The organism is Ruegeria sp. CI1 (assembly GCF_056536925.1).
Genome location: NZ_JBQFQP010000015.1, coordinates 50287 through 72483, shown reverse-complemented (window position 1 = coordinate 72483; position 22197 = coordinate 50287). Strand labels below are relative to the sequence as shown.

Sequence of the window (22197 nt, the reverse complement as noted above, 5' to 3'; positions counted from 1 at the left end):
GCCCCATCTTGTTTGATTTGGTTTGCCCTCGGTTTATTCGCGGCTTCCAAACAACTGCAGCAGGAACATGAACATATTGATGAAGTCCAGATACAGGCTCAGAGCGCCCATAATCGCTGCTTTGCCCAGCCATTCCTGATCGCCGGAGTGGGCCATCTGAATATACGTGGTCTTGATCTTCTGTGTGTCATAAGCGGTGAGGCCTGCGAAAATCAGCACGCCGATCACCGAAATTGCGAACGCCATCGCCGAAGAGGCAATAAAGATGTTGACGATAGAAGCCACGATCAGGCCAATCAGGCCCATGATCAGGAACGTTCCCATCCCCGACAGGTCTTTCTTGGTGGCGTAACCATAGAGCGACAGGCCGGCAAAGGCGATCGCGGTGATCAGAAACACCTGAATGATGGACTGGCCGGTGAAGACCAGAAAGATCGAGCTGATGGAAAGACCCATCACGGCGGCAAAGGCATAGAACACAAGCTGTGCACCAGCCGCGCTCAATCTGTTAATGGCTGCGCCAAAGCCAAAGACAAAGGCCAGAGGCGCGAACATGACCACCCACTTCAGAGGCGATGCATAGATCGAATAGCCGAATTGGGTCAGGTACTTGTCTGCGCTTAGTTGTGCGGCGGCGGCCGACGGATCGGTGGTCACCGCCAGCCCGGAAATCGCCCATGCAGCCAGGAATGTGATCAGCATGCCTACGGACATCGTGCCGTAGACCTTGTTCATATGGGCGCGCAGGCCCTCGTCAATCTGGGCAACGCGCGCGCCAGCCGCCGTCCGGATTGTGTCGAATTCAGCCATTGAGGTCTCCCTAAAGTTGTCCGTTTGTGTGCAGGTGCAAACCTGCGGTACTCGGAGCAAATATCGGAAAGGAAGCCTCGCAATTCAAGCCTTTTCATGACAAATTCTTGAGTTTGCGCAGATGGTAGTCATCCGGAGTTAACTGCGTTTGGCGCCGCGATCAGCAGCGCCAGTTGTCCGGAGCGTCCCAGATCGGTTTGGAGGCCTCCTCGCGGGCTTCAGTTTTGGTCAACCCGACATCTTCAAGGGCACGACTGTCCAGACGTTCCAGAGCGTGACGTTGACGCCAGACAGAAAGCAAGGTCCGGATGCGGTATGTGCGCGATGTGCGGGCGGTGCGGCAAGTAGTGGATGCAGAGGTGAGTGTCATATCGGAACCTTTCTTGATTGCTGATGTGTTTTCTTTCTTTCATCAATTTTCTTGAATTATATGGTGCAGTATGATTGATTTTGAAAACGAATGTTTTTGATCTTTCACATCAAGGATTGTGATAATGAGAAACTTGGACATCACCACATTGCGTTCCTTTGTGGCGGTTGCGGATCATGGCGGTGTGACTCGCGCAGCGGGATTCCTGCATCTCACGCAATCTGCTGTCTCCATGCAGTTGAAACGACTGGAAGAGTTATTGGGTCAGGAATTGCTCGACCGCAGCGGACGCACCATCGCGTTGACGGCATCCGGTGAACAGCTGCTGGCCTATGCCCGCCGGATGGTGGCGCTCAATGACGAATTGATTGGGAAACTGACCGATCAGGCATTTGAGGGCGAAGTGGTTCTGGGGGTTCCGCATGACATAGTTTACCCGGCGATCCCAAGGGTATTGCAGCGGTTCAATGCCGATTTTCCGCGTGTGAAGGTGCAACTGGTGTCGTCTTATTCGCTGCAACTCAAGGACATGTTCGGCAAGGGCGAATGCGATTTGATCCTGACCACCGAAGCATCGAATGGGGAAGGGGCCGAGACGGTCGCTGAACTGCCGCTTCGCTGGATCGGCGCGCCTGGAGGATCCGCATGGCGCAAGCGGCCGCTTAGGTTGGCATTGGGGCGGCGGTGCATGTTCCGCCCGCAGGTAATCTCTGCCTTGGATGAGGCCGGGATTCCGTGGGAACTTGCTGTCGAAACTGAAAACGACCGCACAATTGAAGCAACCGTAAGCGCGGATCTCGCAGTGCATGCGATGCTGGATGGAACCGAAGCCGCGCATCTGGAGCAGATCGACTCGGGGAGGGCTTTGCCCGAACTGCCAGCCCACCGGATAAATCTCTACGGTGGCGAAAGTGGTCGGGGTGCGATTGTCGAAGCGCTGGCGGAGTTGGTGCGCCAGAATTTCCGGATGATCGGTGGGCCACAACTCAAGGCCGTCGCCGGTTGATTATGGCGTAATCACCACCTTGCCGGTCGATTTGCGTTCTTTCAAAAGCGTCATTCCCTCGGCAACCCGTTCCAGCGGCAGTACGTGACTGATATGTGGTTTGATTTTTTCTTCGCCATGCCACCGGAACAGGGTTTCAAAGCTGTTTCGTACAACTTCGGGGCGGAATTTCAGATACCCGCCAATGTAAACGCCGATGACCGTAAGGTTTTTGACCAGCAAGTGATTGGCTGAAATCTGTGGCACGTTGCCACCGGCAAAACCGATGGGCAGCAAGCGCCCTTCGGGATTTGTGGCCCTGAAGGCGGCTTTGAATACATCTCCGCCGATGGCGTCATAAACGACATCGGCCCCACCCAGAGTCTTGACCCGCTCTCGCAGGTCTTCTGACGCGTCGATCAGGTGGTCCGCACCGGCGGCTTGGGCAACTGCCAGCTTGTCTGGACCTCGCGCCTGAGCGATTACCCTGGCCCCCATCAACTTGCCGATTTCGACCGCTGTTAGCCCTACGCCTCCGGCGGCACCGGTAACCAGCAAAGTTTCGCCGGGTTGCAACATGGCACGATGACTTAGCGCAATGTGGCTGGTGCCATACGCAATTTGTATTGCAGCAGCGTCCTCAAAGCTCATCGAGTCCGGGAGCCTAATCGCCCGTTCAGCATCGAAAGTTCCAAACTCTGCCAATCCCCCTTGACCCGAGTAGACAGCGATTCGGTCTCCTGGCTTCAAGTCGGTCACATTTGTTCCGACTTTGTCGACAATCCCGGATATTTCCATTCCAAGTGTAAAAGGCACGGCAGGCGTATCTTGATAGCTTCCCTGCTGCATCAGTAGGTCTGCAAAGTTTAGACCGCAGGCTCGAATGGCGACTCTGACCTGACCCTGCTCCGGCTCTGGCTTTGGGGTGTTCACAAGCTCGGCAGAGGCTCCCATAGTGGTCACGTTGTATGCGAGCATCAAGATGTGTCCTTTCTCGGAGCCTGTGGCAATGGCTCGGTTTTCGGTTCTTGAACGCATAGCGAAACGTGGAATGGGCAACAACTCCCCGGTGTTTTCTTTAGGGTAATCTCTACTCAGAAGTTGACATTTGTTTGCATCATACTCACAACCACAAACCTGTGTTGCGGGGTCTTGATTCAACCTTCTTGAAATGAGGCGCGAAATTCGCGATATATAGTGATAGTGCAGTTCGGGGTGCATATTCGGAATTAGGGAGTTCTTAAAAGGCCACCCGCTAGTTTGGGGGTCAAGGCCTAAGGCGCGAGTACCCGGACAGTTGTCAGTGTAACAGAGGAGAGAACCCATGACCCATCCCGTCGATGTCCATGTCGGCAAGCGTGTGCGGCACCGCCGTTGGCTGATCGGAATGACACAGCAGCAGTTGGCGGAGCAGGTTGGAATCAAGTTTCAACAAATCCAGAAATACGAGACCGGCGCAAACCGGATCAGTGCGTCACGCCTTTGGGACATCGCGGAGGCGCTGGAAGTGCCTGTGAGTTTCTTCTTCGAAGGCCTTGACGAGTCGCACAAGGACACGCCGCAAAAGCAAAAGGTTCCTGCGGACCTTATGGGTGACAAAGAAGCATTGGATCTGGTCCGCTCATATTACGCAATTCCAGAAAACCAGCGTCGCCGCCTGTTTGAACTAGCGCGTGTGCTGAGCGATGTAGCCTAATCCAAAGGTCTTGACTCTTCTGATTGCTAGCCGCACGGGTGTGTTATGGAACGTACCCAGTTCAGCGATCTAGAAGTTGCCGAAATGCTGGCGGATGCTGCCCGGGCGGCCATTCTGCCATATTTCCGGCAGCCTATATTGGAAACTCAAAACAAGCTGCATGCCGGTTACGATCCGGTTACCGTTGCGGATCATGCTGCGGAACAAGCCATGCGCGATGTGTTGGCCAGGCACCGTCCCGAAGATGGGGTTTGGGGGGAAGAATTCGGCAAGACGGCAAGTGCCAATGGTCGGATGTGGGTTTTGGACCCGATAGACGGAACTCGGGGGTTTATCAGCGGAACACCAACTTGGGGCGTGCTGATTGCCCTGTCCAACAACGATGGCCCTTTTCTTGGCGTCATTGACCAGCCCTATATCGGCGAGCGATTCGTCGGAACGCATGATGCGGCGTATGTTCGTGGTCCGCACGGCGAAACCCGGCTGCAAACACGAACACCCGTCGCATTGAAGGATGCGGTGTTGTTCACCACGTTTCCAGAAGTTGGGACACCGGAAGAGGGTGCTGCATTTCGGGCCGTTGCCGAGCAGGTAAAACTGACGCGGTTCGGAATGGATTGTTATGCCTATGCGCTACTCGCTGCAGGTCAGGTGGATTTGGTGATCGAGGCTGGTCTGAATGCTTACGACATCCAGGCTCCCATTGCCGTTATCCGATCGGCTGGTGGTGTAGTGACTGATTGGCAGGGCGGCCCGGCTCATCAGGGTGGACGAGCCTTGGCGGCGGCAAATCCTGAGATTCATGCGGAAGCGCTGGATATCCTTCGCCGGTTCTGAACAAACTTGAAAAGCGGCGGTTGACAGTATAGTCAGACGCTGACCGGTTCTTGAGTCCGTTTTCCGCCGGTCCCAACACTCCTTGCACGAAACGGGCGGTTGCAGGAGTGTGAAACATGAACGAAATCCTGTTGAAGAATGCCGACACCATCCTGACAATGGATGACGAACGGCGCGAATTATCAAATTCCGACGTCATAATTCGGGACGGCCAGATCGCTGAAATTGGGCATGATCTGAAGTCTGATGGCGAAATTCACGATCTGGCAGGTTGTGTGGTGACGCCGGGACTAGTGAATACGCATCACCATCTTTATCAAACATTGACCCGCGCCGTGCCAAAAGGGCAGGACGCGCTGCTGTTTGGCTGGCTACAGACGCTCTATCCAATCTGGTCCCGGTTCGGCCCGGACGAGATGTTCGTGTCGGCTCAGATTGGTCTCGCTGAATTGGCGTTGTCGGGTTGTACACTCAGTTCCGACCACCTCTATCTCTACCCCAATGGCGCGCGCTTGGATGACACGATCGCAGCTGCGGCTGAAATCGGACTACGGTTTCACCCGACACGTGGAGCGATGAGCATTGGTGAAAGCGATGGCGGATTACCGCCGGATCAGTTGGTGGAAAACGAAGCAGACATTCTTGACGACATGATACGTGTGGTCGATGCATTTCACGATCCCTCCGAGGGTTCCATGTGTCATGTCGGGCTGGCCCCGTGTTCTCCGTTTTCGGTCAGTCGTGATCTGATGCGTCATACCGCTGATTTGGCGCGGGACAAGGGCGTCATGCTGCATACCCATCTGGCAGAAAACGACGAAGATATTGCGTATTCTCTGTCACAGTTCGGGTGTCGCCCCGGACAATATGCCGAAGACCTAGGCTGGACAGGTTCGGATGTATGGCATGCCCATTGCGTCAAGCTGGACGGACAGGAAATTGATCTCTTCGCTGGCAGTCGAACCGGTGTCGCTCATTGTCCTTGCTCAAACTGTCGTCTTGGCTCGGGGATCGCCCCGGTGCGCGAGATGCGGGACAGAGGGGTCACTATCGGGTTGGGCGTTGACGGGGCGGCATCCAATGACTGCGGCAATCTGATGGCCGAAGCGCGCCAGGCGATGCTGTTGCAGCGGGTGGCGCGCGGGGCCGATGCGATGTCGGCGCGCGAAGCGCTGGAAATCGCGACGCGGGGCGGAGCGGATGTGTTGAATCGCCCGGATTGCGGGCGTATCGCACCTGGCAAACGTGCCGACATCGCAGTCTGGGACGTGCGCTGTGTCGAAAGTGCGGGTAGCTGGGACCCGGCGGCACTGCTTCTGGCCGGGCCGACCACAGTAAAACACCTGTTTGTCGAAGGGCGTCAGATTGTGAGTGATGGGCAGGTCACTACGGTCGATTTGCCGGTGGTGATCGAGCGTCAGAACCAGCTGGCACTTGCGCTGCAAGACTGAACCCTGATGCTGCCTTCATGAATAACAGTTGCACGCCCAATGGCGCGCGCCAACATCATTTGGCCACGCGCTGACCGCTGATCCAGACTTCGGCGATGGCGCGGTCGTCGCCCATCATGATGGTTGGGAAGATTGCCTCCCACAAGTCGTCCGCGACGGCGACGCGTTGCGCAATGGCCGGGGTCGATGCCAGGTCGAGAACCACCAAATCTGCGTCCATCCCATGTGCGATATTGCCGATACTATCGTCCATGCGCAGGGTTCTGGCGGATCCGACTGTCCCCAACCACAACAGTTGTGCCGGGTGCAGAGGCGTGCCGCGCAGTTGCCCGATTTCATAGGTCGCGGCCATCGTGCGCAGCATCGAAAAGCTAGACCCTCCACCGGTATCCGTAGCAAGGCCAATTCTGTGCCCGTCCTGCATCAAACCGGCCATATCGAACAGGCCGGACCCGATGAAGGTGTTTGAGGTCGGACAGTGAATCAGGGCCGCGTCCACCTCGCGCAGCCGGTCGCGTTCCCGCGGTTCCAGATGGATCACGTGACCATAAAGCCCCCTTTTGCCCAGAAGGCCGAAGCGCTCATAAGTGTCCAGATAGTCGCGCGCGTCCGGAAACAGCGACATGACCCATTCGATCTCGTCTGTTTGCTCGCTCAGGTGCGTTTGCATCAGGCATTCGGGGTTCTCCGCCCAAAGCGCACCCATCGCTTCCAGCTGTTCCGGTGTCGAGGTCGGAGAGAACCGCGGTGTGATGGCATAAGAAATGCGATCGACCCCATGCCACTTCTGCAACAGCGACTTGGATTGGTCATAGGCGGTTTGGGCGGTGTCCCGCAGACCTTCGGGGGCGTTGCGATCCATACAGGTCTTTCCCGCAACTACTTTTTGCTTGCGCTTCTGCGCCTCGGCGAAAAATGCATCGACGCTTTCAGGGTGGATTGTGCAGAAACTGCACATGGTCGTGGTTCCGTGCGCCGCAGTAAGATCCAGATACCGCGCCGCGATTTCGGCGGCGTATTCGGTAGAGGCGAATTTCATTTCTTCGGGAAAGGTGTAGGTGTTCAGCCAGTCGATCAGCCGCTTTCCCCAGCTGGCGATCATCGCGGTCTGGGGATAGTGAACATGAGGATCGATAAAACCCGCCATAATGATCCGGTCCCCATGGTCTATGCACTTGGCATCGGGGTTGGCCTCTTGCAAGGATCGCGCGGACCCAACGGTTTCGATTATGCCGTTTGATATCAGTACGGCTTCGCTGACGCGCACGGCGTCAGTTGGCTCACCCTCGAAAGGTGAGGCAGTAAAGCTTAACACGCGACCTTGCAGCAGTGTTTTCTGCGTCATGTCCAGTCGATCTCCACTTTGTTGGAACCGACGCACAGCATAGAAGCGGCAAAGATGTGGGTAAATTGCGCTATTGTCATTGTTTTCCGGTAGCAGCTTCTTCTAATTAGGGGTCAATCGCGAAAGTGAAGGGGCAGTTCATGACCACTGGCAACGATCAGGTCGATACCGACCAGCCCCGGGACGACGACGCCTATGCATTGGACCGCAAGGTTGTCGCGGATATTCTTGATGCAGTAGAGGCTGGCGACCGCGATGCTCTCGTCGCGTTGATGGAGCCGCTTTATGCGGCGGATATCGCTGACCTTTTGGAGCAGATCGATTCCGACGATCGCGCACAGTTAATCCGCCTCTACGACCGTGAATTCGATGGCGAGATTCTCTCGGAACTCGAAGAGGGCGTTCGCGAAGAAGTCATAGGCATCCTGCATCCTGACGTTCTGGCCGAAGCCGTGCGCGATCTGGACAGTGACGATGTTGTCGACCTGCTCGAAGATCTTGAGGAACCGCAACAGGAAGTCATCCTTGGTGTTCTTGAGGATGCCGAAAGGGTCGCCGCGCAACAGGCGCTGTCATATCCGGAGAACTCCGCCGGTCGCCTCATGCAACGCGAAGTGGTCATGGCGCCTGAACATTGGACAGTGGGTCAGGCCATCGATCACATGCGTGCTGCCGAGGAATTGCCCGAGGACTTTTATCACGTCATTTTGGTCGATCCCCGCCTCAAGCCGGTGGCCTATGTGACCTTGGGCAAGCTGATGGGAACCCGGCGCGAAGTTCACCTCAGTGACATCGCCGAAGAGGATTTTCACGTCTTCCCCATCGATCTGGACGAAGAAGATGTGGCCTATGCCTTCAATCAGTATCATCTGATCTCGGCGCCGGTGGTCGATCAGGACGGGCGGCTCGTTGGTGTGATCACAATAGACGATGCGATGGTTGTTCTGGACGAGGAGTACGAAGAAGACATGATGCGCCTTGCTGGTGTGGGTGAAGGCAGTCTATCCGACACGGTTGTCGAAACGACAAAGCAGCGTCTGCCTTGGCTGGGGGTCAATCTGATTACTGCGATTGTCGCCTCTATCGTGATTTCGATCTTTGATGACACCATCGCAAAGTTTGTGGCTTTGGCGGTGTTGATGCCTATCGTGGCCTCGATGGGCGGCAACGCCGGGACGCAAAGTCTGACAGTGGCGGTTCGGGCCCTTGCCACACGCGACCTGACCGGATCAAACCTTTGGCGAGTGGTCAGGCGCGAGGCGCTGGTTGGTTTGACCAACGGGATCGTGTTTGCAGGGGTCATGGGAATCGTTTGTTACGCGTGGTTTGGCTCGCCCATGCTCGGCTTTGTGATTTGCGCCGCAATGGTGGTCAATCTGGTCGTGGCCGGGCTAGCGGGAACCGGGATTCCCGTGCTTCTCGAAAAAGCCGGGGTCGACCCGGCGCTGGCTTCGGGGACATTCGTGACAACGGTGACGGATGTTGTGGGTTTCTTCGCTTTCCTGGGGCTGGCAGCATGGCTTTTGACCTGAGGACTATTCCTTGACCGACCTGGCCGAAGTGAAAGCAGTTGCACGCAAGGCGGCCTTTGCCCGTCGCAAGCAGGCCTTTGAAGCCGCACCACCCGGCGCTGCCGGTCATCTATCAGAGGTTTTGGCCGGATATCGCGGCGTTCCCTTGTCGGGTTACATGCCGATCCGGACCGAGATCGACCCGCTTCCCGCTATGGCGGAAGCTGCGGCTTACGGCCCAGTGGGCGTTCCGGTGATTCAAGCCGCTGGTCAACCTTTGCGCTTTTCGCGGTGGGTGCCTGAAGGTGTGCTCCGTGACGGTCCATTCGGTGCCAAGGTGCCTGAAATTGATGATTATTTCGACCCAGAGATTCTGATCGTCCCGCTTGTGGCGTTCGATGCTCACGGTGGGCGTCTGGGGTATGGCGGCGGGTTCTATGACCGCACGTTGGAAGGGCTGCGGGCCAAGAGACCGACACTGGCCATCGGGTTTGCATTTGATGGACAGGAGGCTGAAAACCTGCCGCTTGAACCCACGGATCAACCGTTGGACATGATCGTCACGGAAAGCCGCATCCTGGCATTTTGAACATCAGTTCTCGAAATGGCTGCGCAGATAATCCCAGGCATCGACTTCTTGTCCGTTGGGTAGGATGCAAACGCCATGTTCGCTGCCATCAGCGTTCTTGCGTATTTCGAATGTGCCTTCGTTTTCAACGCAGAACGTAGCTGCTGGGTTTGTCATCGTAGTCTTGGTTTGCGCTATAGCGTAGCTGGCGGCCAGGGTCATCGCGATTGCCAAAGTAAACAGTTTCACGAAACGCCCAATCTGTCGGTCGAGACCCGCGCGTGGCAGAGCACGTGTTGTTTGTTGAAATAAACTATGTTCGATCGGGCGGATGAACAACATTTCCCAAAGGTTGGCCGCTTGCGTCTTGTTCTCACCAACGGCTGGCCGTAGGAGAGTGACCCATGAGAATTCTGTTCCTTGGTGATGTCATGGGCCGTTCCGGGCGGACGGCCGTGCAAGAGCATCTGCCACGCTTGCGAGACGAGTGGCGGCTGGATTTCGTCGTGGTCAATGGCGAGAATGCCTCGAGCGGCATGGGGTTGAGCGGGGATCACGCCAAGCTGTTGCTGGCGGCGGGTGCCGATTGTGTAACGCTGGGCGATCATGCATTCGATCAAAAGGACATGTTGCAGTTCATTGAAAGTGAGCCGCGCATCATCCGGCCCATTAACTACGCCAAGGGCGCGCCGGGGCGGGGGTATCGGCTCTTCAATGCTCCGGGGGGGCGCAAGGTTCTGGTGGCGCAGGTGCTGGGACAGGTGTTCATGAAACGGGCCTTTGATGATCCATTTTCGGCCATTGAACCGGTGCTCAAATCACACCCGCGCGGCGGGCTTGCACAGGCCGTAATCGTAGACATGCATTGCGAGGCGACTTCGGAGAAGATGGCGATGGGGCACTTTTGCGACGGGCGCGCGAGTTTTGTTGTTGGCACGCATACCCACGTACCCACAGCTGACGCCCAGATCCTTCAGGGCGGCACGGGATACCTAAGCGATGCGGGTATGTGCGGCGACTATGACTCGGTCATTGGAATGGACAAGGCCGAACCCATGCGCCGATTCATCACAGGTATGTCAAAGACCCGGTTTTCACCTGCTGGTGGAGAGGCGAGCCTGTCCGGCTTTTTCGTGGAAACAGACGACCGCACTGGTTCGGCGATTTCGGTCAGCATGGTGCGGGTTGGCGGGCGATTGCAGCAAGCCGGTCCATAGTGCACCAAAACGAACGCACGTGAGAAGAACGACAGGCTTGCCAAGCACGGGAATTGCGTGAAACTGTTGGTTAGGCAAGGGATCGGGCAATAAACCGGGAATGGATCTCCTACAGCTTTCAGATACAGCCAGCGCAGTTCTGGCACTGACCATCGTCGCGGGCATGTTTGCGTTGTTTTTGCGTGAAACTTTGCCAGCTGAGGTTGTTGCGATCATTGGTGTCGCGTTGATGCTGTTTACCGGCATCTTGCCGTATGAAAAGGCCTTGCCGGTACTGGCAAACCCGGCACCGTGGACGATTGCAGCCATGTTTCTGATCATGGGGGCTTTGGTGCGGACCGGGGCTCTCGATTCTTTTACCTCGCTAGCGCAAAAACAGGCGCAGGTGAATCCAAGAATTGCAATTGGTCTGCTGATAGCTTTTGTGGTTGTCGCATCCGCCTTTGTGTCGAACACGCCGGTTGTTGTGGTGATGATCCCGGTTTTTGTTCAGATTGCCCGAACTTTGAACATTTCTGCCTCGAAACTCCTGATCCCGCTCAGCTATGCCGCCATTCTCGGCGGAACGTTGACCCTGATTGGCACGTCGACAAACCTGTTGGTCGATGGTGTGGCAAGGGCGCAGGGATTACCCCCATTTACGATTTTCGAAGTCACACCGCTGGGTGTGGTGCTGGTTGCGTACGGGATGGTATATCTTCGCTTCATCGGCCCAAGATTGCTGCCCGAGCGTACGAGCATGGCGATGATGCTGAGCGACCGCTCCAAGATGAAGTTCTTCACCGAGGCGGTGATCCCCCCCGAGAGCAATCTGATCGGTCGCGAAGTGATCGGAGTTCAGTTGTTCAAACGCCCCGGTGTGCGGCTTATCGACGTGATCCGGGGGGATGAATCGCTGCGCCGCGACCTAAAGGGTGTTACTTTGCAACTTGGTGACCGGGTTGTTTTGCGCACGCAGATGACCGAGTTGCTGAGCTTGCAAAGCAACAAGGAACTCAAGCGTGTCGATCAGGTATCCGCGGTCGAGACCAAGACGGTCGAAGTGCTGATCACGCCAGGATGCAGAATGGTCGGGCGCGCCCTGGGTGCGATGCGCCTGCGCCGTCGTTATGGCGTTTACGTATTGGCTGTGCATCGCCGAAACCAGAACATCAGTGGCCAACTGGACGATCTGATCGTCAGGGTTGGCGACACGCTACTGTTGGAAGGCGCTCCAGCGGATATCCAGCGACTGGCCGCCGACATGGACATGGTCGACGTCTCGCAGCCTTCTGCGCGTGCCTATCGCCGCAGTCACGCGCCCATTGCAGTTTCGGCGTTGCTAGGAATCGTGTTGCTCGCCGCGCTCGGTGTAGCCCCCATTCTCCTGTTGTCGGTCCTCGCTGTCGCGGTGGTGCTGGCCACCCGTTGCATCGATGCTGATGAGGCGTTCTCTTTCGTGGAGGGGCGCCTGCTCGCGCTCATCTTCGCCATGCTGGCGATTGGCGCTGCTTTGGAAAGTTCAGGTGCGGTCGAGATGATCGTGAATGCCGTCGCCCCGGTGTTGAGCATGTTGCCACCATTCATGATCGTCTGGGCGGTTTACCTGCTGACCTCTATCCTGACCGAACTGGTTTCCAACAACGCCGTTGCAGTGGTCGTTACACCCATCGCCATTGGGTTGGCGCAGGCTGTGGGCGTGGATCCGCGCCCTTTGGTGGTGGCGGTCATGGTTGCTGCATCGGCGTCTTTTGCAACACCTATCGGATATCAGACGAACATGATGGTCTATGGGCCGGGTGGGTATAAGTTCATGGACTTCATGAAGGTTGGTGTGCCGCTCAATCTCACGGTCGGGTTGCTGGCGTCGCTGCTCATTCCGCTGCTGTGGCCGCTTTGACGTGAATTAATAAGGCGCATTGCCGCCGATCGAAGCGGGACGAACTTGAATTTGACCGGCCCATCCCAATCTTGAAAGAGATTTGTACGAAAGGGGTTAAGGACAATGCACAGTCGAATCATTCGCTTGGTGGCATTTTCGGGGATTGCAGCTTTGTGGCTTGGGCACTCTATTGCGTTGGCCGGGACAGTAACGGGAACAGCAACCTACAAAGAACGTATCGCGGTCCCGCAAGACGCTGTTCTGGACGTTGTGCTGCTGGATGTTTCGTTGGCGGATGTTCCTGCGGCAGTTCTTGCATCCCAACGTTACGCGCTGAACTCCGTGCCGGCGTCGTTTGAGCTGACCTACGACGATGCCTTGATTGATGAGGCAATGCGATATGTCGTGCGGGCTTCTGTGTATCAGGGGCGAAGGCTGGTGTTCACCACTGATACGGCCAACCCGGTTTTGACCCATGGAGCTGGCGATGCGGTTGATCTGATTATGATACAGGTTGCGGGGCAGGCGGGAGCGATGCTCGAAAACACCACCTGGCGGGCGGTCGAGATCAATGGGCAATCCATAGATAGCGACAAACGGCCCGAGATCGCATTTGGCGAAAGCGGACAGTTCGGTGGTAACGGAGGATGCAACAGGTTTTCCGGTCAGATGGATATTACGGCCAGCACTATGAGCTTTCCAGACAATATGGCTGCCACTTTGATGGCCTGTCCGCCGCCGCTGGATGAAATGGAAAGGGAGTTCCTTGCGACCCTTCCGCGAGTGGAAGGGTATTCAGTGGAGCCTGACAAACTAATACTGGTAGACGGGCAAGGCGCTCCGGTTTTACGGTTTGAACGAATAAAATAGTTTGCTCCGAGAGCTGCACTTCAACTCGTCAGGGCAGTCAGAAAGACACGGAAACTCGTTCGCAAAAAATCACGTTGTGTGGTCACCGCATCCTTGAAAGTCACAGGGACTGATCCAGTGCTCTGGCGAATGTTCCGGGCCAGTGTCATGCGATTGACGTCGAACGGCCCGCGTTGCGGCCGGAAAAGATGCAGCCACCCAAGAATGTGCCTTCCAATGCGTTGTATCCGTGATAACCGCCGCCGCCGAACCCGGCGACCTCGCCCGCAGCGAATAGACCCGGGACCGGAGCGCCATCCGCACTGATCATCCGGCTGTCGAGATCGGTTTGCAGCCCGCCCAGCGTTTTGCGCGTGAGAATATGCAATTTGACCGCAATTAGCGGACCATTGGCTGGATCGAGAAATTTGTGCGGTTTGGCCGTTCTGACCAGGCGGTCGCCTCGATAGTTGCGGGCCGCGTGAATGGCCATGATTTGAACATCCTTGGTGAAGGGGTTGTCCATTTGGCTATCGCGCGCCTCGATCTGGGCACGCAGATGTGCCTCGTCGATCAAGTTGCCACCCAACTTGTTCATGCCTACCACCAGGTCGGAAAGCGAGTTGGCCACTATGAAGTCCTCGCCATGATCCTTGAACGCCTCTACTGGACCGGTCGCTTTTGCTCCCGACAGAATGCGTTGGCGGATCACTTCTTTCCAGCTAGCGGATGTGAAATCGGGGTTCTGCTCGGACCCGGACAAGGCGAATTCTTTCTTGATTACCTTCTGGGTCAGGACAAACCAGCTGTACTCAAATCCGGTTTTTAGGATTGTGCGCAAAGTGGTCAACGTATCAAACCCTGGCAGGCAGGGTGGTTGCAGGCGGTTGCCCCGCGCGTCGAACCACATCGAACTTGGACCGGGGAGAATGCGGATGCCATGTGCGGGCCAGATCGGATTCCAGTTGCGGACGCCTTCGGTGTAGTGCCACATCCGATCACCATTGATCACATGCCCACCAGCCTGTTCGCTGATCCCGATCATGCGGCCATCAACATGGAAAGGAACTCCGGCAATCATGTTCTGCGGAGGTTCGCCCAGCCTGTCTCGCGGCCAGGCCTTGCGCACCATCTCGAAATTACCGCCAATGCCGCCAGAGGTCACGACAACTGAAGGGGCGTGAACCTCGAACGCCGTTACTTCGTCGCGATTGGTTTTTTTGCCGCGCTCGGCGGTATCATCTGCCAGCACTTCACCGGCGACGCCTTTGGCGGCGCCATTTTCCATGATGACCTGGCTGACCTGATGGCGGAAGCGGAACGTTATGCGCCCGGCAGCGGCGTGTTCGTTCACACGGCGAATGAATGGGGCCAATGTCCCGGGTCCGGTCCCCCACGTGATGTGAAAGCGGGGCACAGAATTGCCGTGACCATTGGCATATGATCCGCCACGCTCGGCCCAGCCAACCACGGGAAACCAGCGCAGCCCCATTTCGTGCAACCAGGGGCGCATTTCACCAGAGGCAAATTCGACATAAGCTTCGGCCCATATCCGCGGCCAGTGATCTTCGGGTCGGTCGAATTGCGCGCTACCCAGCCAGTCGCGCATCGCCAACTCGCCGCTGTCACGGATACCCATGCGGCGTTGTTCTGGCGTGTCCACCATGAATAGGCCTCCGAGGCTCCAGAAGGCCTGCCCACCCAGAAAATGCTCCGGCTCCTGATCCAGCAGGATCACCCGCTTGCCTCGATCTCCCAGCTCTGCGGCTGCGGCCAATCCCGCCAATCCAGCTCCGACGATGATTGCGTCCGCCGAGTCCGTTGCCATGGCGTATCCTCCCTCTCGGGTATAGCCTAGCTTTGCGTCGCTGGCTCAGGCAATGGGAGTTGCCGCGAGGTCAGCCGAAACGTTCAGCAAACCGTCGCAGGATCACGCCGGGCTGGGTCACATTGGCAGCGTGACACATCCCGATCAAGCGCTCTGCATCCTCGGGCGGGAAATAGCCGTAATCCTTGTAAATGTTGATTCGCTGCTCAAAGTCTTTTGCATCCGCTTCGGGATGGAACTGGGTGGCATAAACATTCTGCCCCCAGCGGATCATCTGAAAAGGACAGGGGTCCGAGGCAACCAGATGCACGCAACCCGGAGGTAGCGATTGCACCGCCTCCTTGTGGCCGACAAACGCTTCAAAGACAGCGGGGAGACCCGCAGTAAGGGGATCAGTGCTTGCATCATGGGTAAGGGTGCATGTCGAAGGACCGACCGGTTCGCTGTATTGCGCTTTGCTGACCTCACCGCCCAGATGGGCTGCAAGAATTCCCAGCCCATAGCAGCATCCCATGAACGGGTGATCGGATTCGATGATCTGCGGCATCAACCCCATGACCGTTGCCTCGATCCGGGCGTCCATCGCCGATTTCCTGGCTGGATCGTCGCTAACACAACCAGGCCCGCCACCAACGATCACACCGGCATAGTCATGTACGTTCAACCCGTCCGGCAGATCCTCACAATCTAGCCGAATGCGATGTGCGCGGTCAGGCGGCAGCCCGCATTTGTCGAGAATGGACGCGAACTCGGCATCCGCTGCATCGGTTTCGGGGCGAAGTTGCAGGATCAGAAAGCGTTTCATGCTGTGCCCTTAGCCGGGACAGGCGCTGTTTGGCAATACGCTGCCCCCTCACAACGGCCAGAACAGAAGGATTGCGGGGATAGAGACAACCACGATCAACAACTCCAGCGGCAGCCCCATGCGCCAGTAATCGGCAAAGTGATAGCCGCCAGGACCAAGGATCAGAGTGTTGTTCTTGTGGCCGATCGGGGTCAGAAAAGCAGCCGATGCGGCGACGGCAACAGCCATCAGAAACGGATCGGCCGATACTCCAAGTGTTTGCGCCATCTGGATGCCCACGGGGGCGGCGACGATTGTTGTCGCCGTGTTGTTCAGCACATCTGACAGCGTCATGGTGACAACCATCAATACCGTCAGGATCACCCAGGCGGGCATGCCGCTTGTGACCGACACCAGCGCATTGGCTATTAGCTCCGTGCCGCCTGATGTTTCCAGCGCTGCGCCAAGCGGGATCATTGAGCCCAGCAGAACGACGACTGGCCATTCGATGTGGTCATATATTTGTGCAATCGGCAGGATCTTGGTCAGGACATAGGCGATGACCACAAGTCCCAGAGCAATAGGCAAATAGATCAGACCGACGCTAGCGGCCAGAACCGCAGCCGCGAACAGCGCAATGGCGAGGCCTGCTTTTTCATTGGCCGTTACGTTCAGTCCACGTTCCGCCAAGGGCAGGCAACCCAACCATTCGGTCACATCCGCGCCATGGTCGCGGGGGCAGAGCAACAGCAGGATATCACCTGGCTCGATTTCGGTTTTGCGCACCTGCTTGGTGATCTTCCGGCCTTGCCGGGAGATCCCCATCAACACCGTGCTTTGACGCCATGTCAGGCCAAGCCCTTGCGCCGTCCGTCCTGCGACACGAGAAGTTTCCGGCACAACGACCTCCAGAACCTCCAGCCCTTCGCCCGCGGCGGTCAGCGCCTTTTGTCTTTGCGCATCGGAAAAATCTAGGCTGACAGCGGAGCGAAACTCGTCCAAAGCCTCAGGCGTGGCCTCCAGAACCAAGGTATCGCAAGCCTCGAGCAGGGTATTCGCCGCCCGACCATAACGCCTTTTTTCGTCGCGGATCAAACCCAGAATGGCCACGTCTGTTTTCTCGGCAACCTCGTCCAGTTCAGCCAGACGCTTGCCGATATGTGATGAACCTTCGGGAATGGTAAGTTCGGCGATATATTCGGCCAGCGTTTCTGATGTGTCCCCCTTCATGCCGCGATCCGGGATCAGCCGCCAACCGATCAGCGCAACGAAGATCAACCCGGCGATTGCCGCCAACCCGCCGACAGGTGCAAAGTCGAACATGTGATATGGATCGCCCAAGGCCTCTCCGCGGATCGATGCGATAATGATATTTGGGGGCGTGCCGATCAGTGTGGCCATGCCACCAAGAATGGTGGCAAAGCTCAGCGGCATCAGCGTCATCCCCGCTGAACGACCGGCCTTGCGCGAGGTCTGGATATCCACTGGCATCAGCAACGCCAGCGCCGCAACATTGTTCATGAAGGCCGACAGGATCGCCCCAAGCCCGCCCATCAAGGCAATATGCACTCCCAGACTGCGCGATGCATCCACCAGAGTTCGGGTGATCAGGAAAACTGCCCCCGATCGGACTAGCCCTGCCGAAACAACAAGCACCAATGCCACAACAATCGTGGCGGGGTGGCCAAACCCGGAAAAAGCATTGTCTAACGGAACGACCCCCAGAACAACGCCAACCATAAGCGCGGCAAAGGCTACAAGATCATATCTGAATCGCCCCCATAACAACAGGCCAAAGACTGAAATGAACAGTGAGAAAAGAATGATTTGATCAGCCGTCATGCGATCACATTAGCTTGCACGGACGTACCTGCAAGCGGCTCTCTTGATCCCTGGCCTCGCAAACGTCTATATGAGCGCCGAATACGCAATCATGACGAGGACGCAACATGGCCGGCCATTCCAAATGGGCCAACATTCAGCACCGCAAGGGGCGCCAGGACGCCGCTCGGTCCAAGCTGTTTTCCAAATTGTCGAAAGAGATCACTGTCGCTGCCAAAATGGGTGATCCCGATCCCGAGAAAAACCCACGCCTGCGTCTGGCGGTGAAAGAGGCCAAGGGCCAGTCGATGCCCAAGGACAACATTGAACGGGCCATCAAGAAAGCCTCTGGCGGCGATGCCGAGAGCTATGAAGAAATCCGCTACGAAGGCTATGGCCCAAACGGCGTCGCGGTGATCGTCGAGACGATGACCGACAACAAGAACCGCACAGCGTCCAATGTGCGCTCGACGTTTTCAAAGAATGGCGGCAATCTGGGTGAAACCGGGTCGGTGGGCTTCATGTTCGAACGCAAGGGCGAAGTGGTCTATCCTGCGGATGCCGGGGATGCAGATACCATCTTTGAAGCAGCCATCGAAGCCGGCGCCGAGGATGTCGAAAGCTCGGAAGAGGGCCATATCATCTGGTGCGCCGACTCTGATCTGAACGAGGTGTCGAGCGCGCTTGAAGAGACACTTGGTGAATCGGAATCAACCAAGCTGGTCTGGAAGCCCACCACAACCACGGAGTTGGGTTTGGATGACATGCAGCGTCTGATGAAGTTGGTGGATGCGCTGGAGGATGATGACGACGTGCAGCGCGTCACCACCAATTTCGAAGCCACGGATGAGGTGATGGCGCAACTGTGATCTTGCGTCATGGCCCATCACACAGCCCGGCGTGTTCCGCCGGGTTTTTTTGTTGTCGCTCCTTAGGGTAACTGAGACGTGTCGCGGTCAAAAAAAGCTGCTGATGTCCTCTAGTGGCTTTTTCAGCTTGGCCACTGCGGGGACTGTCGCATTCCCAGCCGGGTGCCCCACGGCGATGATCATCGTCGGTTTCTCCGAGGCAGGACGTTCAAGTGCGTCGTTCAGGAACCGCATAGGATTAGGCGTGTGTGTCAGCGTGGACAGACCGGCGTGATGCAGCGCGGCCAGCAGGAAACCTGTGGCGATATTGACGCTTTCCGGCACGTAGTAGTTTTTGTATCGGGTTCCATCTTCGAACTGTCCCCAGCGCTGGGCAAAAACCACGATCAGCCACGGGGCAACGGTCAGGTGCTCCTTGATCGCGTTGGTCCCGATCGGTTCCAACGCCTTGATCCATTCATCTCCGGCAGTGCCTGCGTAGAATCGGCGCTCTTCTTCTTCGGCCTCCTCTCGGATGCGCTGTTTTAGGGCAGGATTGGACACAGCCGCGAAGTGCCAGGGTTGGTGGTTGGCGCCCGACGGGGCGGTCCCTGCGGTGCGAATGCAGGTTTCAATCACATTGCGGGGGACCGGGCGATCGCAGTAGTCTCGAACAGTATGGCGCTTGCGCATGACTTCGTGGAACGCCTGTGCAGCCGTGATCATTTCGACATCGGCCAAGTCGGCTCGGTCGGGCAGCGGGATAGGGTCATAGCTTAGCGCATTTCGCGAAAACATGGCATGCACTCCAACATTGTTGGTCCTGTTATCCAGCGAGTTCAGTCGGGTTGCAACCCACTCGCAGCGGCGGTTTTGATCGCGCCGGTCAGGTGCGTGATCGCAGGGGCCACGATGCGGCTGACCTGCCAGGTCAAAGGCACGTCGAGCGGCGTGTCGGGCAAAAGTGGGAGCAGGCGGCCCGCACGAAGGTGGTCCCGAACAAGGGGTTCAGGATTCATACCCCAAGCAATTCCTGCGCACGCGGCTTCGACAAATGCATGCGTTGACGGAAGGAAGTGCGATGGTGGGTTGATCCGGGCGCCAGCATTGGCGGCCAGCCAAGCCTTTTGCAGACCATCCTTGCGATTGAAAGTCATGCAGGGAGCCTTGGCTAGTGCTGCTGGCGTGACGCCACCAGAAAACCAGTGCTGAACGAAACCCGGGCTGGCTGTCGCTATGTACCGCAAGGTTCCCAGCGGGTACGCATCGCAACCGGTCACAGGTTTGCCGCCGACCGTAATCGCTGCACCAACTTCTCCTCGTCGCAACCAGTCGGCGGAGTGATCCTGATCGTCGATCAGCAGATCAAAAAGCATGTCATCTACACCAGCCATTGCAGCGATGAACCAAGTCGCCAGACTGTCGGCGGGGACAGCGATCTTCAATAATGTCGGACCAAAACTTTGATCCAAAGACAGATCCCGGTTCAGTTTGGCTTCTAGCAGTCGGACGTCTTCGGCATGCTTGGCAAGCCTCAAGCCCGCGACGGTTCCCGTGCACGGGGGGCCTCGATGGACCAAGGGTATCCCGATCCTGTCTTCCAGCGCCTTGATCCGCTGGGAAATCGCCGAAGACGTTACCGCCAGTTCATCGGCCGCCGCTTCGAAGCTTCCCAATCGTAATATCGCTGCGAGAGCATTTAATTGACCGGCATCGAGAGTCATTAGCAATTCTTAATCTGCATTATCATCTTTAATTTGATAGATCGTTCAAGCGCGGCTAGTCAATTCCGGTCGTCCACAGGAGTGCCCATGCCCGCCTCTTTCATTTCCGGCTTTGCGCTTGGCTTCAGCCTCATCCTCGCGATTGGCGCACAAAACGCATTTATCCTTCGTCAGGGTTTGCGACGCGAGCACGTCTTTGCCTTGTGTCTGACATGTGCGTTGTCTGATGCCGTGCTTATTGTTGCGGGTGTTGCCGGGTTTGGGGCCTTGGCTGCAACTGTGCCAAGTTTCGAGACCGTCATGCGGTATGGCGGAGCAGCTTTTCTGTTCTGGTATGGCACACGCAGTCTGTGGTCGGCCTGGACAAGCGGCGCAACGCTGCAGGCGGATAGACATCAGCGAACCAGCCTGCGCGGGGCAATGTTCACGGTTCTTGCATTCACATGGCTCAATCCGCATGTCTATCTGGACACCGTGGTCCTGATCGGCTCGATATCGGCACAATACGATGATCGGTTCGGATTTGCCTTGGGCGCGGTGACATCCAGCTTTGCCTTCTTTTTCTCGCTTGGATACGGGGCGCGTTTGATAGCTCCGTTCTTTGCGCGCCCGGATTCCTGGCGATATCTGGACGCCATGATTGGGCTGACCATGCTTGGGATTGCATGGAAGTTGGTTGCGATGTGAAGTCTTGCACAAGTGCCCATTCCATGTTGAACCGTTAGCATGACAACGATCGCCGCCCAATCCCGCCCCCTTGCCGGTATCTTCTGGATGCTGTCGGCGGGGTTTTCCTTTGTGATAATGACGGCGATGGTCAAATCCATGGGAACCGCCATGCATCCCATTCAGGCAGCATTTTTACGCTATCTGTTGGGGCTAGTGTTCCTGCTTCCGGCAATGCGTGCGATCCTTTCGGCGCGATTGACCAAAAAACACTGGGTGTTGTTCGGTATCCGTGGCGGGATTCATGCGATTGCCGTCATGCTATGGTTCTTCGCGATGACCCAGATCCCTTTGGCAGAGGTGACGGCAATGAACTATCTCACGCCGATCTACGTTACCTTGGGCGCGGTCTTGTTTTTGCGGGAACGCCTTGCCGCCCGTCGTGTTGTTGCGATAGGAGCCGCATTGATCGGAGTTCTGATCATTCTGCGCCCGGGGTTTCGCGAAATATCACAGGGACATCTGGCCATGTTAGGTACGGCACTCGCTTTGGGCGGGTCCTATCTGATCGCGAAGGTTCTGGTTCAGGATCTTCGCCCGTCTGTTGTCGTTGCGCACTTGTCGATCTGGGTCACCGTGGCTTTGATTCCCTTTGCCGTTTCTGTCTGGACACCGCCAAGCTGGCAGGATCTGGGGGTGTTGTTTCTGATTGCCTGCTTTGCGACAGGTGGGCACTATTGCATGACGCTTGCGATGCAGGCGGCACCCATCACGGTGACGCAACCCGTGACCTTCGTGCAGTTGATCTGGGCGACTCTGCTTGGCGCACTGGCCTTTGGTGAACGTGTCGATCTATGGGTGGTCGCAGGTGGTACGCTGATATTGGGCGCAGTCAGCTTTATGACTTGGCGCGAAGCCGTTTTGTTGCGCCGCGCGGTTACTCCGCCAAATTTGGCAACGAAATTCTGATTGCCTGAAGCAGGGCATCCGGTGAAAAATCGGTTATTGATTGACGAGTCAATAAAA

The 22197-nt window shown here is 56.9% G+C and carries 22 protein-coding genes; 12 read left to right on the top strand and 10 right to left on the bottom strand.

From position 1 onward, the window contains the following. Positions 1-33 precede the first annotated feature (33 nt). Positions 34-810 carry a Bax inhibitor-1/YccA family protein gene (locus ACR0LZ_RS17240; RefSeq protein ID WP_480751114.1) on the bottom strand — a complete coding sequence of 259 codons (777 nt, stop codon included), beginning with the start codon at positions 808-810 and terminating at the stop codon, positions 34-36. 160 nt (positions 811-970) lie between these two features. After that, a complete protein-coding gene (locus tag ACR0LZ_RS17235; RefSeq protein ID WP_480751112.1) occupies positions 971-1180 on the bottom strand; it encodes a DUF1127 domain-containing protein in 210 nt (69 codons plus the stop codon). A 124-nt stretch (positions 1181-1304) separates the two neighbouring features. Here ACR0LZ_RS17235 and ACR0LZ_RS17230 point away from each other — a divergent pair, with 124 nt between their 5' ends. Then, positions 1305-2186: a LysR family transcriptional regulator gene (locus tag ACR0LZ_RS17230; RefSeq protein WP_480751111.1), complete on the top strand. Its 882-nt coding sequence runs from the start codon at positions 1305-1307 to the stop codon at positions 2184-2186. Here the strand turns inward: ACR0LZ_RS17230 and ACR0LZ_RS17225 are convergent, their stop codons facing one another. Beyond that, positions 2187-3143: an NADPH:quinone oxidoreductase family protein gene (locus tag ACR0LZ_RS17225; protein ID WP_480751109.1), complete on the bottom strand. Its 957-nt coding sequence runs from the start codon at positions 3141-3143 to the stop codon at positions 2187-2189. A 346-nt stretch (positions 3144-3489) separates the two neighbouring features. On the opposite strand from ACR0LZ_RS17225, the gene ACR0LZ_RS17220 reads away from it, so the two are divergent. From ACR0LZ_RS17220 to ACR0LZ_RS17210, 3 genes are all read left to right on the top strand, one after another. Then, the gene (locus ACR0LZ_RS17220) at positions 3490-3861 is read left to right on the top strand and encodes a helix-turn-helix domain-containing protein (RefSeq protein ID WP_480751108.1); all 372 of its coding nucleotides are present in this window, start codon (positions 3490-3492) and stop codon (positions 3859-3861) included. Positions 3862-3906: 45 nt separating this feature from the next. Beyond that, positions 3907-4698: a histidinol-phosphatase gene (gene hisN, locus ACR0LZ_RS17215; protein ID WP_480751106.1), complete on the top strand. Its 792-nt coding sequence runs from the start codon at positions 3907-3909 to the stop codon at positions 4696-4698. A 116-nt stretch (positions 4699-4814) separates the two neighbouring features. Beyond that, positions 4815-6149, top strand: a complete 1335-nt coding sequence (locus ACR0LZ_RS17210; protein ID WP_480751105.1) for an 8-oxoguanine deaminase — start codon at positions 4815-4817, stop codon at positions 6147-6149. Between the two features lie 55 nt (positions 6150-6204). On the opposite strand, the gene guaD is transcribed toward ACR0LZ_RS17210, so the two are convergent. Continuing rightward, positions 6205-7494, bottom strand: coding sequence for a guanine deaminase (gene guaD, locus ACR0LZ_RS17205; protein WP_480751103.1), 1290 nt, complete (start codon positions 7492-7494; stop codon positions 6205-6207). Between the two features lie 140 nt (positions 7495-7634). Between guaD and mgtE the strand changes: the two genes are divergently transcribed. Together mgtE and ACR0LZ_RS17195 are read left to right on the top strand one after the other, a co-directional pair. Next, positions 7635-9026: a magnesium transporter gene (gene mgtE / locus ACR0LZ_RS17200; RefSeq protein WP_480751102.1), complete on the top strand. Its 1392-nt coding sequence runs from the start codon at positions 7635-7637 to the stop codon at positions 9024-9026. A gap of 10 nt (positions 9027-9036) precedes the next feature. After that, positions 9037-9594 carry a 5-formyltetrahydrofolate cyclo-ligase gene (locus ACR0LZ_RS17195; RefSeq protein ID WP_480751101.1) on the top strand — a complete coding sequence of 186 codons (558 nt, stop codon included), beginning with the start codon at positions 9037-9039 and terminating at the stop codon, positions 9592-9594. Between the two features lie 3 nt (positions 9595-9597). Here the strand turns inward: ACR0LZ_RS17195 and ACR0LZ_RS17190 are convergent, their stop codons facing one another. Next, the gene (locus tag ACR0LZ_RS17190) at positions 9598-9822 is read right to left on the bottom strand and encodes a putative hemolysin (protein WP_480751100.1); all 225 of its coding nucleotides are present in this window, start codon (positions 9820-9822) and stop codon (positions 9598-9600) included. A 155-nt stretch (positions 9823-9977) separates the two neighbouring features. Between ACR0LZ_RS17190 and ACR0LZ_RS17185 the strand changes: the two genes are divergently transcribed. The 3 genes from ACR0LZ_RS17185 (at position 9978) to ACR0LZ_RS17175 (ending at position 13521) form a co-directional block, all read left to right on the top strand. Beyond that, positions 9978-10790 carry a TIGR00282 family metallophosphoesterase gene (locus ACR0LZ_RS17185; protein WP_480751099.1) on the top strand — a complete coding sequence of 271 codons (813 nt, stop codon included), beginning with the start codon at positions 9978-9980 and terminating at the stop codon, positions 10788-10790. Between the two features lie 100 nt (positions 10791-10890). After that, complete coding sequence (locus ACR0LZ_RS17180; RefSeq protein ID WP_480751097.1) at positions 10891-12669, top strand: SLC13 family permease; 1779 nt, start codon at positions 10891-10893, stop codon at positions 12667-12669. 105 nt (positions 12670-12774) lie between these two features. Further along, positions 12775-13521 (top strand): YbaY family lipoprotein, encoded by a 747-nt coding sequence (locus ACR0LZ_RS17175; RefSeq protein WP_480751096.1) that lies wholly within the window; start codon positions 12775-12777, stop codon positions 13519-13521. 145 nt (positions 13522-13666) lie between these two features. Here the strand turns inward: ACR0LZ_RS17175 and ACR0LZ_RS17170 are convergent, their stop codons facing one another. From ACR0LZ_RS17170 to ACR0LZ_RS17160, 3 genes are all read right to left on the bottom strand, one after another. After that, positions 13667-15328, bottom strand: a complete 1662-nt coding sequence (locus ACR0LZ_RS17170; protein WP_480751095.1) for an FAD-binding dehydrogenase — start codon at positions 15326-15328, stop codon at positions 13667-13669. 70 nt (positions 15329-15398) lie between these two features. Then, positions 15399-16133: a glutamine amidotransferase gene (locus ACR0LZ_RS17165; protein WP_480751094.1), complete on the bottom strand. Its 735-nt coding sequence runs from the start codon at positions 16131-16133 to the stop codon at positions 15399-15401. Between the two features lie 48 nt (positions 16134-16181). Then, complete coding sequence (locus ACR0LZ_RS17160) at positions 16182-17954, bottom strand: SLC13 family permease (protein ID WP_480751093.1); 1773 nt, start codon at positions 17952-17954, stop codon at positions 16182-16184. Positions 17955-18061: 107 nt separating this feature from the next. Here ACR0LZ_RS17160 and ACR0LZ_RS17155 point away from each other — a divergent pair, with 107 nt between their 5' ends. After that, positions 18062-18802 carry a YebC/PmpR family DNA-binding transcriptional regulator gene (locus ACR0LZ_RS17155; protein WP_480751092.1) on the top strand — a complete coding sequence of 247 codons (741 nt, stop codon included), beginning with the start codon at positions 18062-18064 and terminating at the stop codon, positions 18800-18802. 87 nt (positions 18803-18889) lie between these two features. Here the strand turns inward: ACR0LZ_RS17155 and ACR0LZ_RS17150 are convergent, their stop codons facing one another. Continuing rightward, the gene (locus ACR0LZ_RS17150; protein WP_480751090.1) at positions 18890-19579 is read right to left on the bottom strand and encodes a nitroreductase family protein; all 690 of its coding nucleotides are present in this window, start codon (positions 19577-19579) and stop codon (positions 18890-18892) included. A gap of 41 nt (positions 19580-19620) precedes the next feature. Beyond that, a complete protein-coding gene (locus ACR0LZ_RS17145; protein WP_480751089.1) occupies positions 19621-20505 on the bottom strand; it encodes an ArgP/LysG family DNA-binding transcriptional regulator in 885 nt (294 codons plus the stop codon). An 87-nt stretch (positions 20506-20592) separates the two neighbouring features. Here ACR0LZ_RS17145 and ACR0LZ_RS17140 point away from each other — a divergent pair, with 87 nt between their 5' ends. After that, positions 20593-21192 carry a LysE/ArgO family amino acid transporter gene (locus tag ACR0LZ_RS17140; RefSeq protein WP_480751088.1) on the top strand — a complete coding sequence of 200 codons (600 nt, stop codon included), beginning with the start codon at positions 20593-20595 and terminating at the stop codon, positions 21190-21192. 39 nt (positions 21193-21231) lie between these two features. After that, a complete protein-coding gene (locus ACR0LZ_RS17135) occupies positions 21232-22140 on the top strand; it encodes a DMT family transporter (RefSeq protein ID WP_480751086.1) in 909 nt (302 codons plus the stop codon). The last annotated feature ends 57 nt before the right edge of the window (positions 22141-22197 follow it).

Excerpts from the sequence above, each read along its gene's own strand:
- ACR0LZ_RS17240 (WP_480751114.1), bottom strand. The coding sequence starts at position 810 with ATGGCTGAATTCGACACAATCCGGACGGCGGCTGGCGCGCGCGTTGCC.
- ACR0LZ_RS17235 (WP_480751112.1), bottom strand. The coding sequence starts at position 1,180 with ATGACACTCACCTCTGCATCCACTACTTGCCGCACCGCCCGCACATCG.
- ACR0LZ_RS17230 (WP_480751111.1), top strand. The coding sequence starts at position 1,305 with ATGAGAAACTTGGACATCACCACATTGCGTTCCTTTGTGGCGGTTGCG.
- ACR0LZ_RS17225 (WP_480751109.1), bottom strand. The coding sequence starts at position 3,143 with ATGCTCGCATACAACGTGACCACTATGGGAGCCTCTGCCGAGCTTGTG.
- ACR0LZ_RS17220 (WP_480751108.1), top strand. The coding sequence starts at position 3,490 with ATGACCCATCCCGTCGATGTCCATGTCGGCAAGCGTGTGCGGCACCGC.
- hisN (WP_480751106.1), top strand. The coding sequence starts at position 3,907 with ATGGAACGTACCCAGTTCAGCGATCTAGAAGTTGCCGAAATGCTGGCG.
- ACR0LZ_RS17210 (WP_480751105.1), top strand. The coding sequence starts at position 4,815 with ATGAACGAAATCCTGTTGAAGAATGCCGACACCATCCTGACAATGGAT.
- guaD (WP_480751103.1), bottom strand. The coding sequence starts at position 7,494 with ATGACGCAGAAAACACTGCTGCAAGGTCGCGTGTTAAGCTTTACTGCC.
- mgtE (WP_480751102.1), top strand. The coding sequence starts at position 7,635 with ATGACCACTGGCAACGATCAGGTCGATACCGACCAGCCCCGGGACGAC.
- ACR0LZ_RS17185 (WP_480751099.1), top strand. The coding sequence starts at position 9,978 with ATGAGAATTCTGTTCCTTGGTGATGTCATGGGCCGTTCCGGGCGGACG.
- ACR0LZ_RS17180 (WP_480751097.1), top strand. The coding sequence starts at position 10,891 with ATGGATCTCCTACAGCTTTCAGATACAGCCAGCGCAGTTCTGGCACTG.
- ACR0LZ_RS17175 (WP_480751096.1), top strand. The coding sequence starts at position 12,775 with ATGCACAGTCGAATCATTCGCTTGGTGGCATTTTCGGGGATTGCAGCT.
- ACR0LZ_RS17170 (WP_480751095.1), bottom strand. The coding sequence starts at position 15,328 with ATGGCAACGGACTCGGCGGACGCAATCATCGTCGGAGCTGGATTGGCG.
- ACR0LZ_RS17165 (WP_480751094.1), bottom strand. The coding sequence starts at position 16,133 with ATGAAACGCTTTCTGATCCTGCAACTTCGCCCCGAAACCGATGCAGCG.
- ACR0LZ_RS17160 (WP_480751093.1), bottom strand. The coding sequence starts at position 17,954 with ATGACGGCTGATCAAATCATTCTTTTCTCACTGTTCATTTCAGTCTTT.
- ACR0LZ_RS17155 (WP_480751092.1), top strand. The coding sequence starts at position 18,062 with ATGGCCGGCCATTCCAAATGGGCCAACATTCAGCACCGCAAGGGGCGC.
- ACR0LZ_RS17150 (WP_480751090.1), bottom strand. The coding sequence starts at position 19,579 with ATGTTTTCGCGAAATGCGCTAAGCTATGACCCTATCCCGCTGCCCGAC.
- ACR0LZ_RS17145 (WP_480751089.1), bottom strand. The coding sequence starts at position 20,505 with ATGACTCTCGATGCCGGTCAATTAAATGCTCTCGCAGCGATATTACGA.
- ACR0LZ_RS17140 (WP_480751088.1), top strand. The coding sequence starts at position 20,593 with ATGCCCGCCTCTTTCATTTCCGGCTTTGCGCTTGGCTTCAGCCTCATC.
- ACR0LZ_RS17135 (WP_480751086.1), top strand. The coding sequence starts at position 21,232 with ATGACAACGATCGCCGCCCAATCCCGCCCCCTTGCCGGTATCTTCTGG.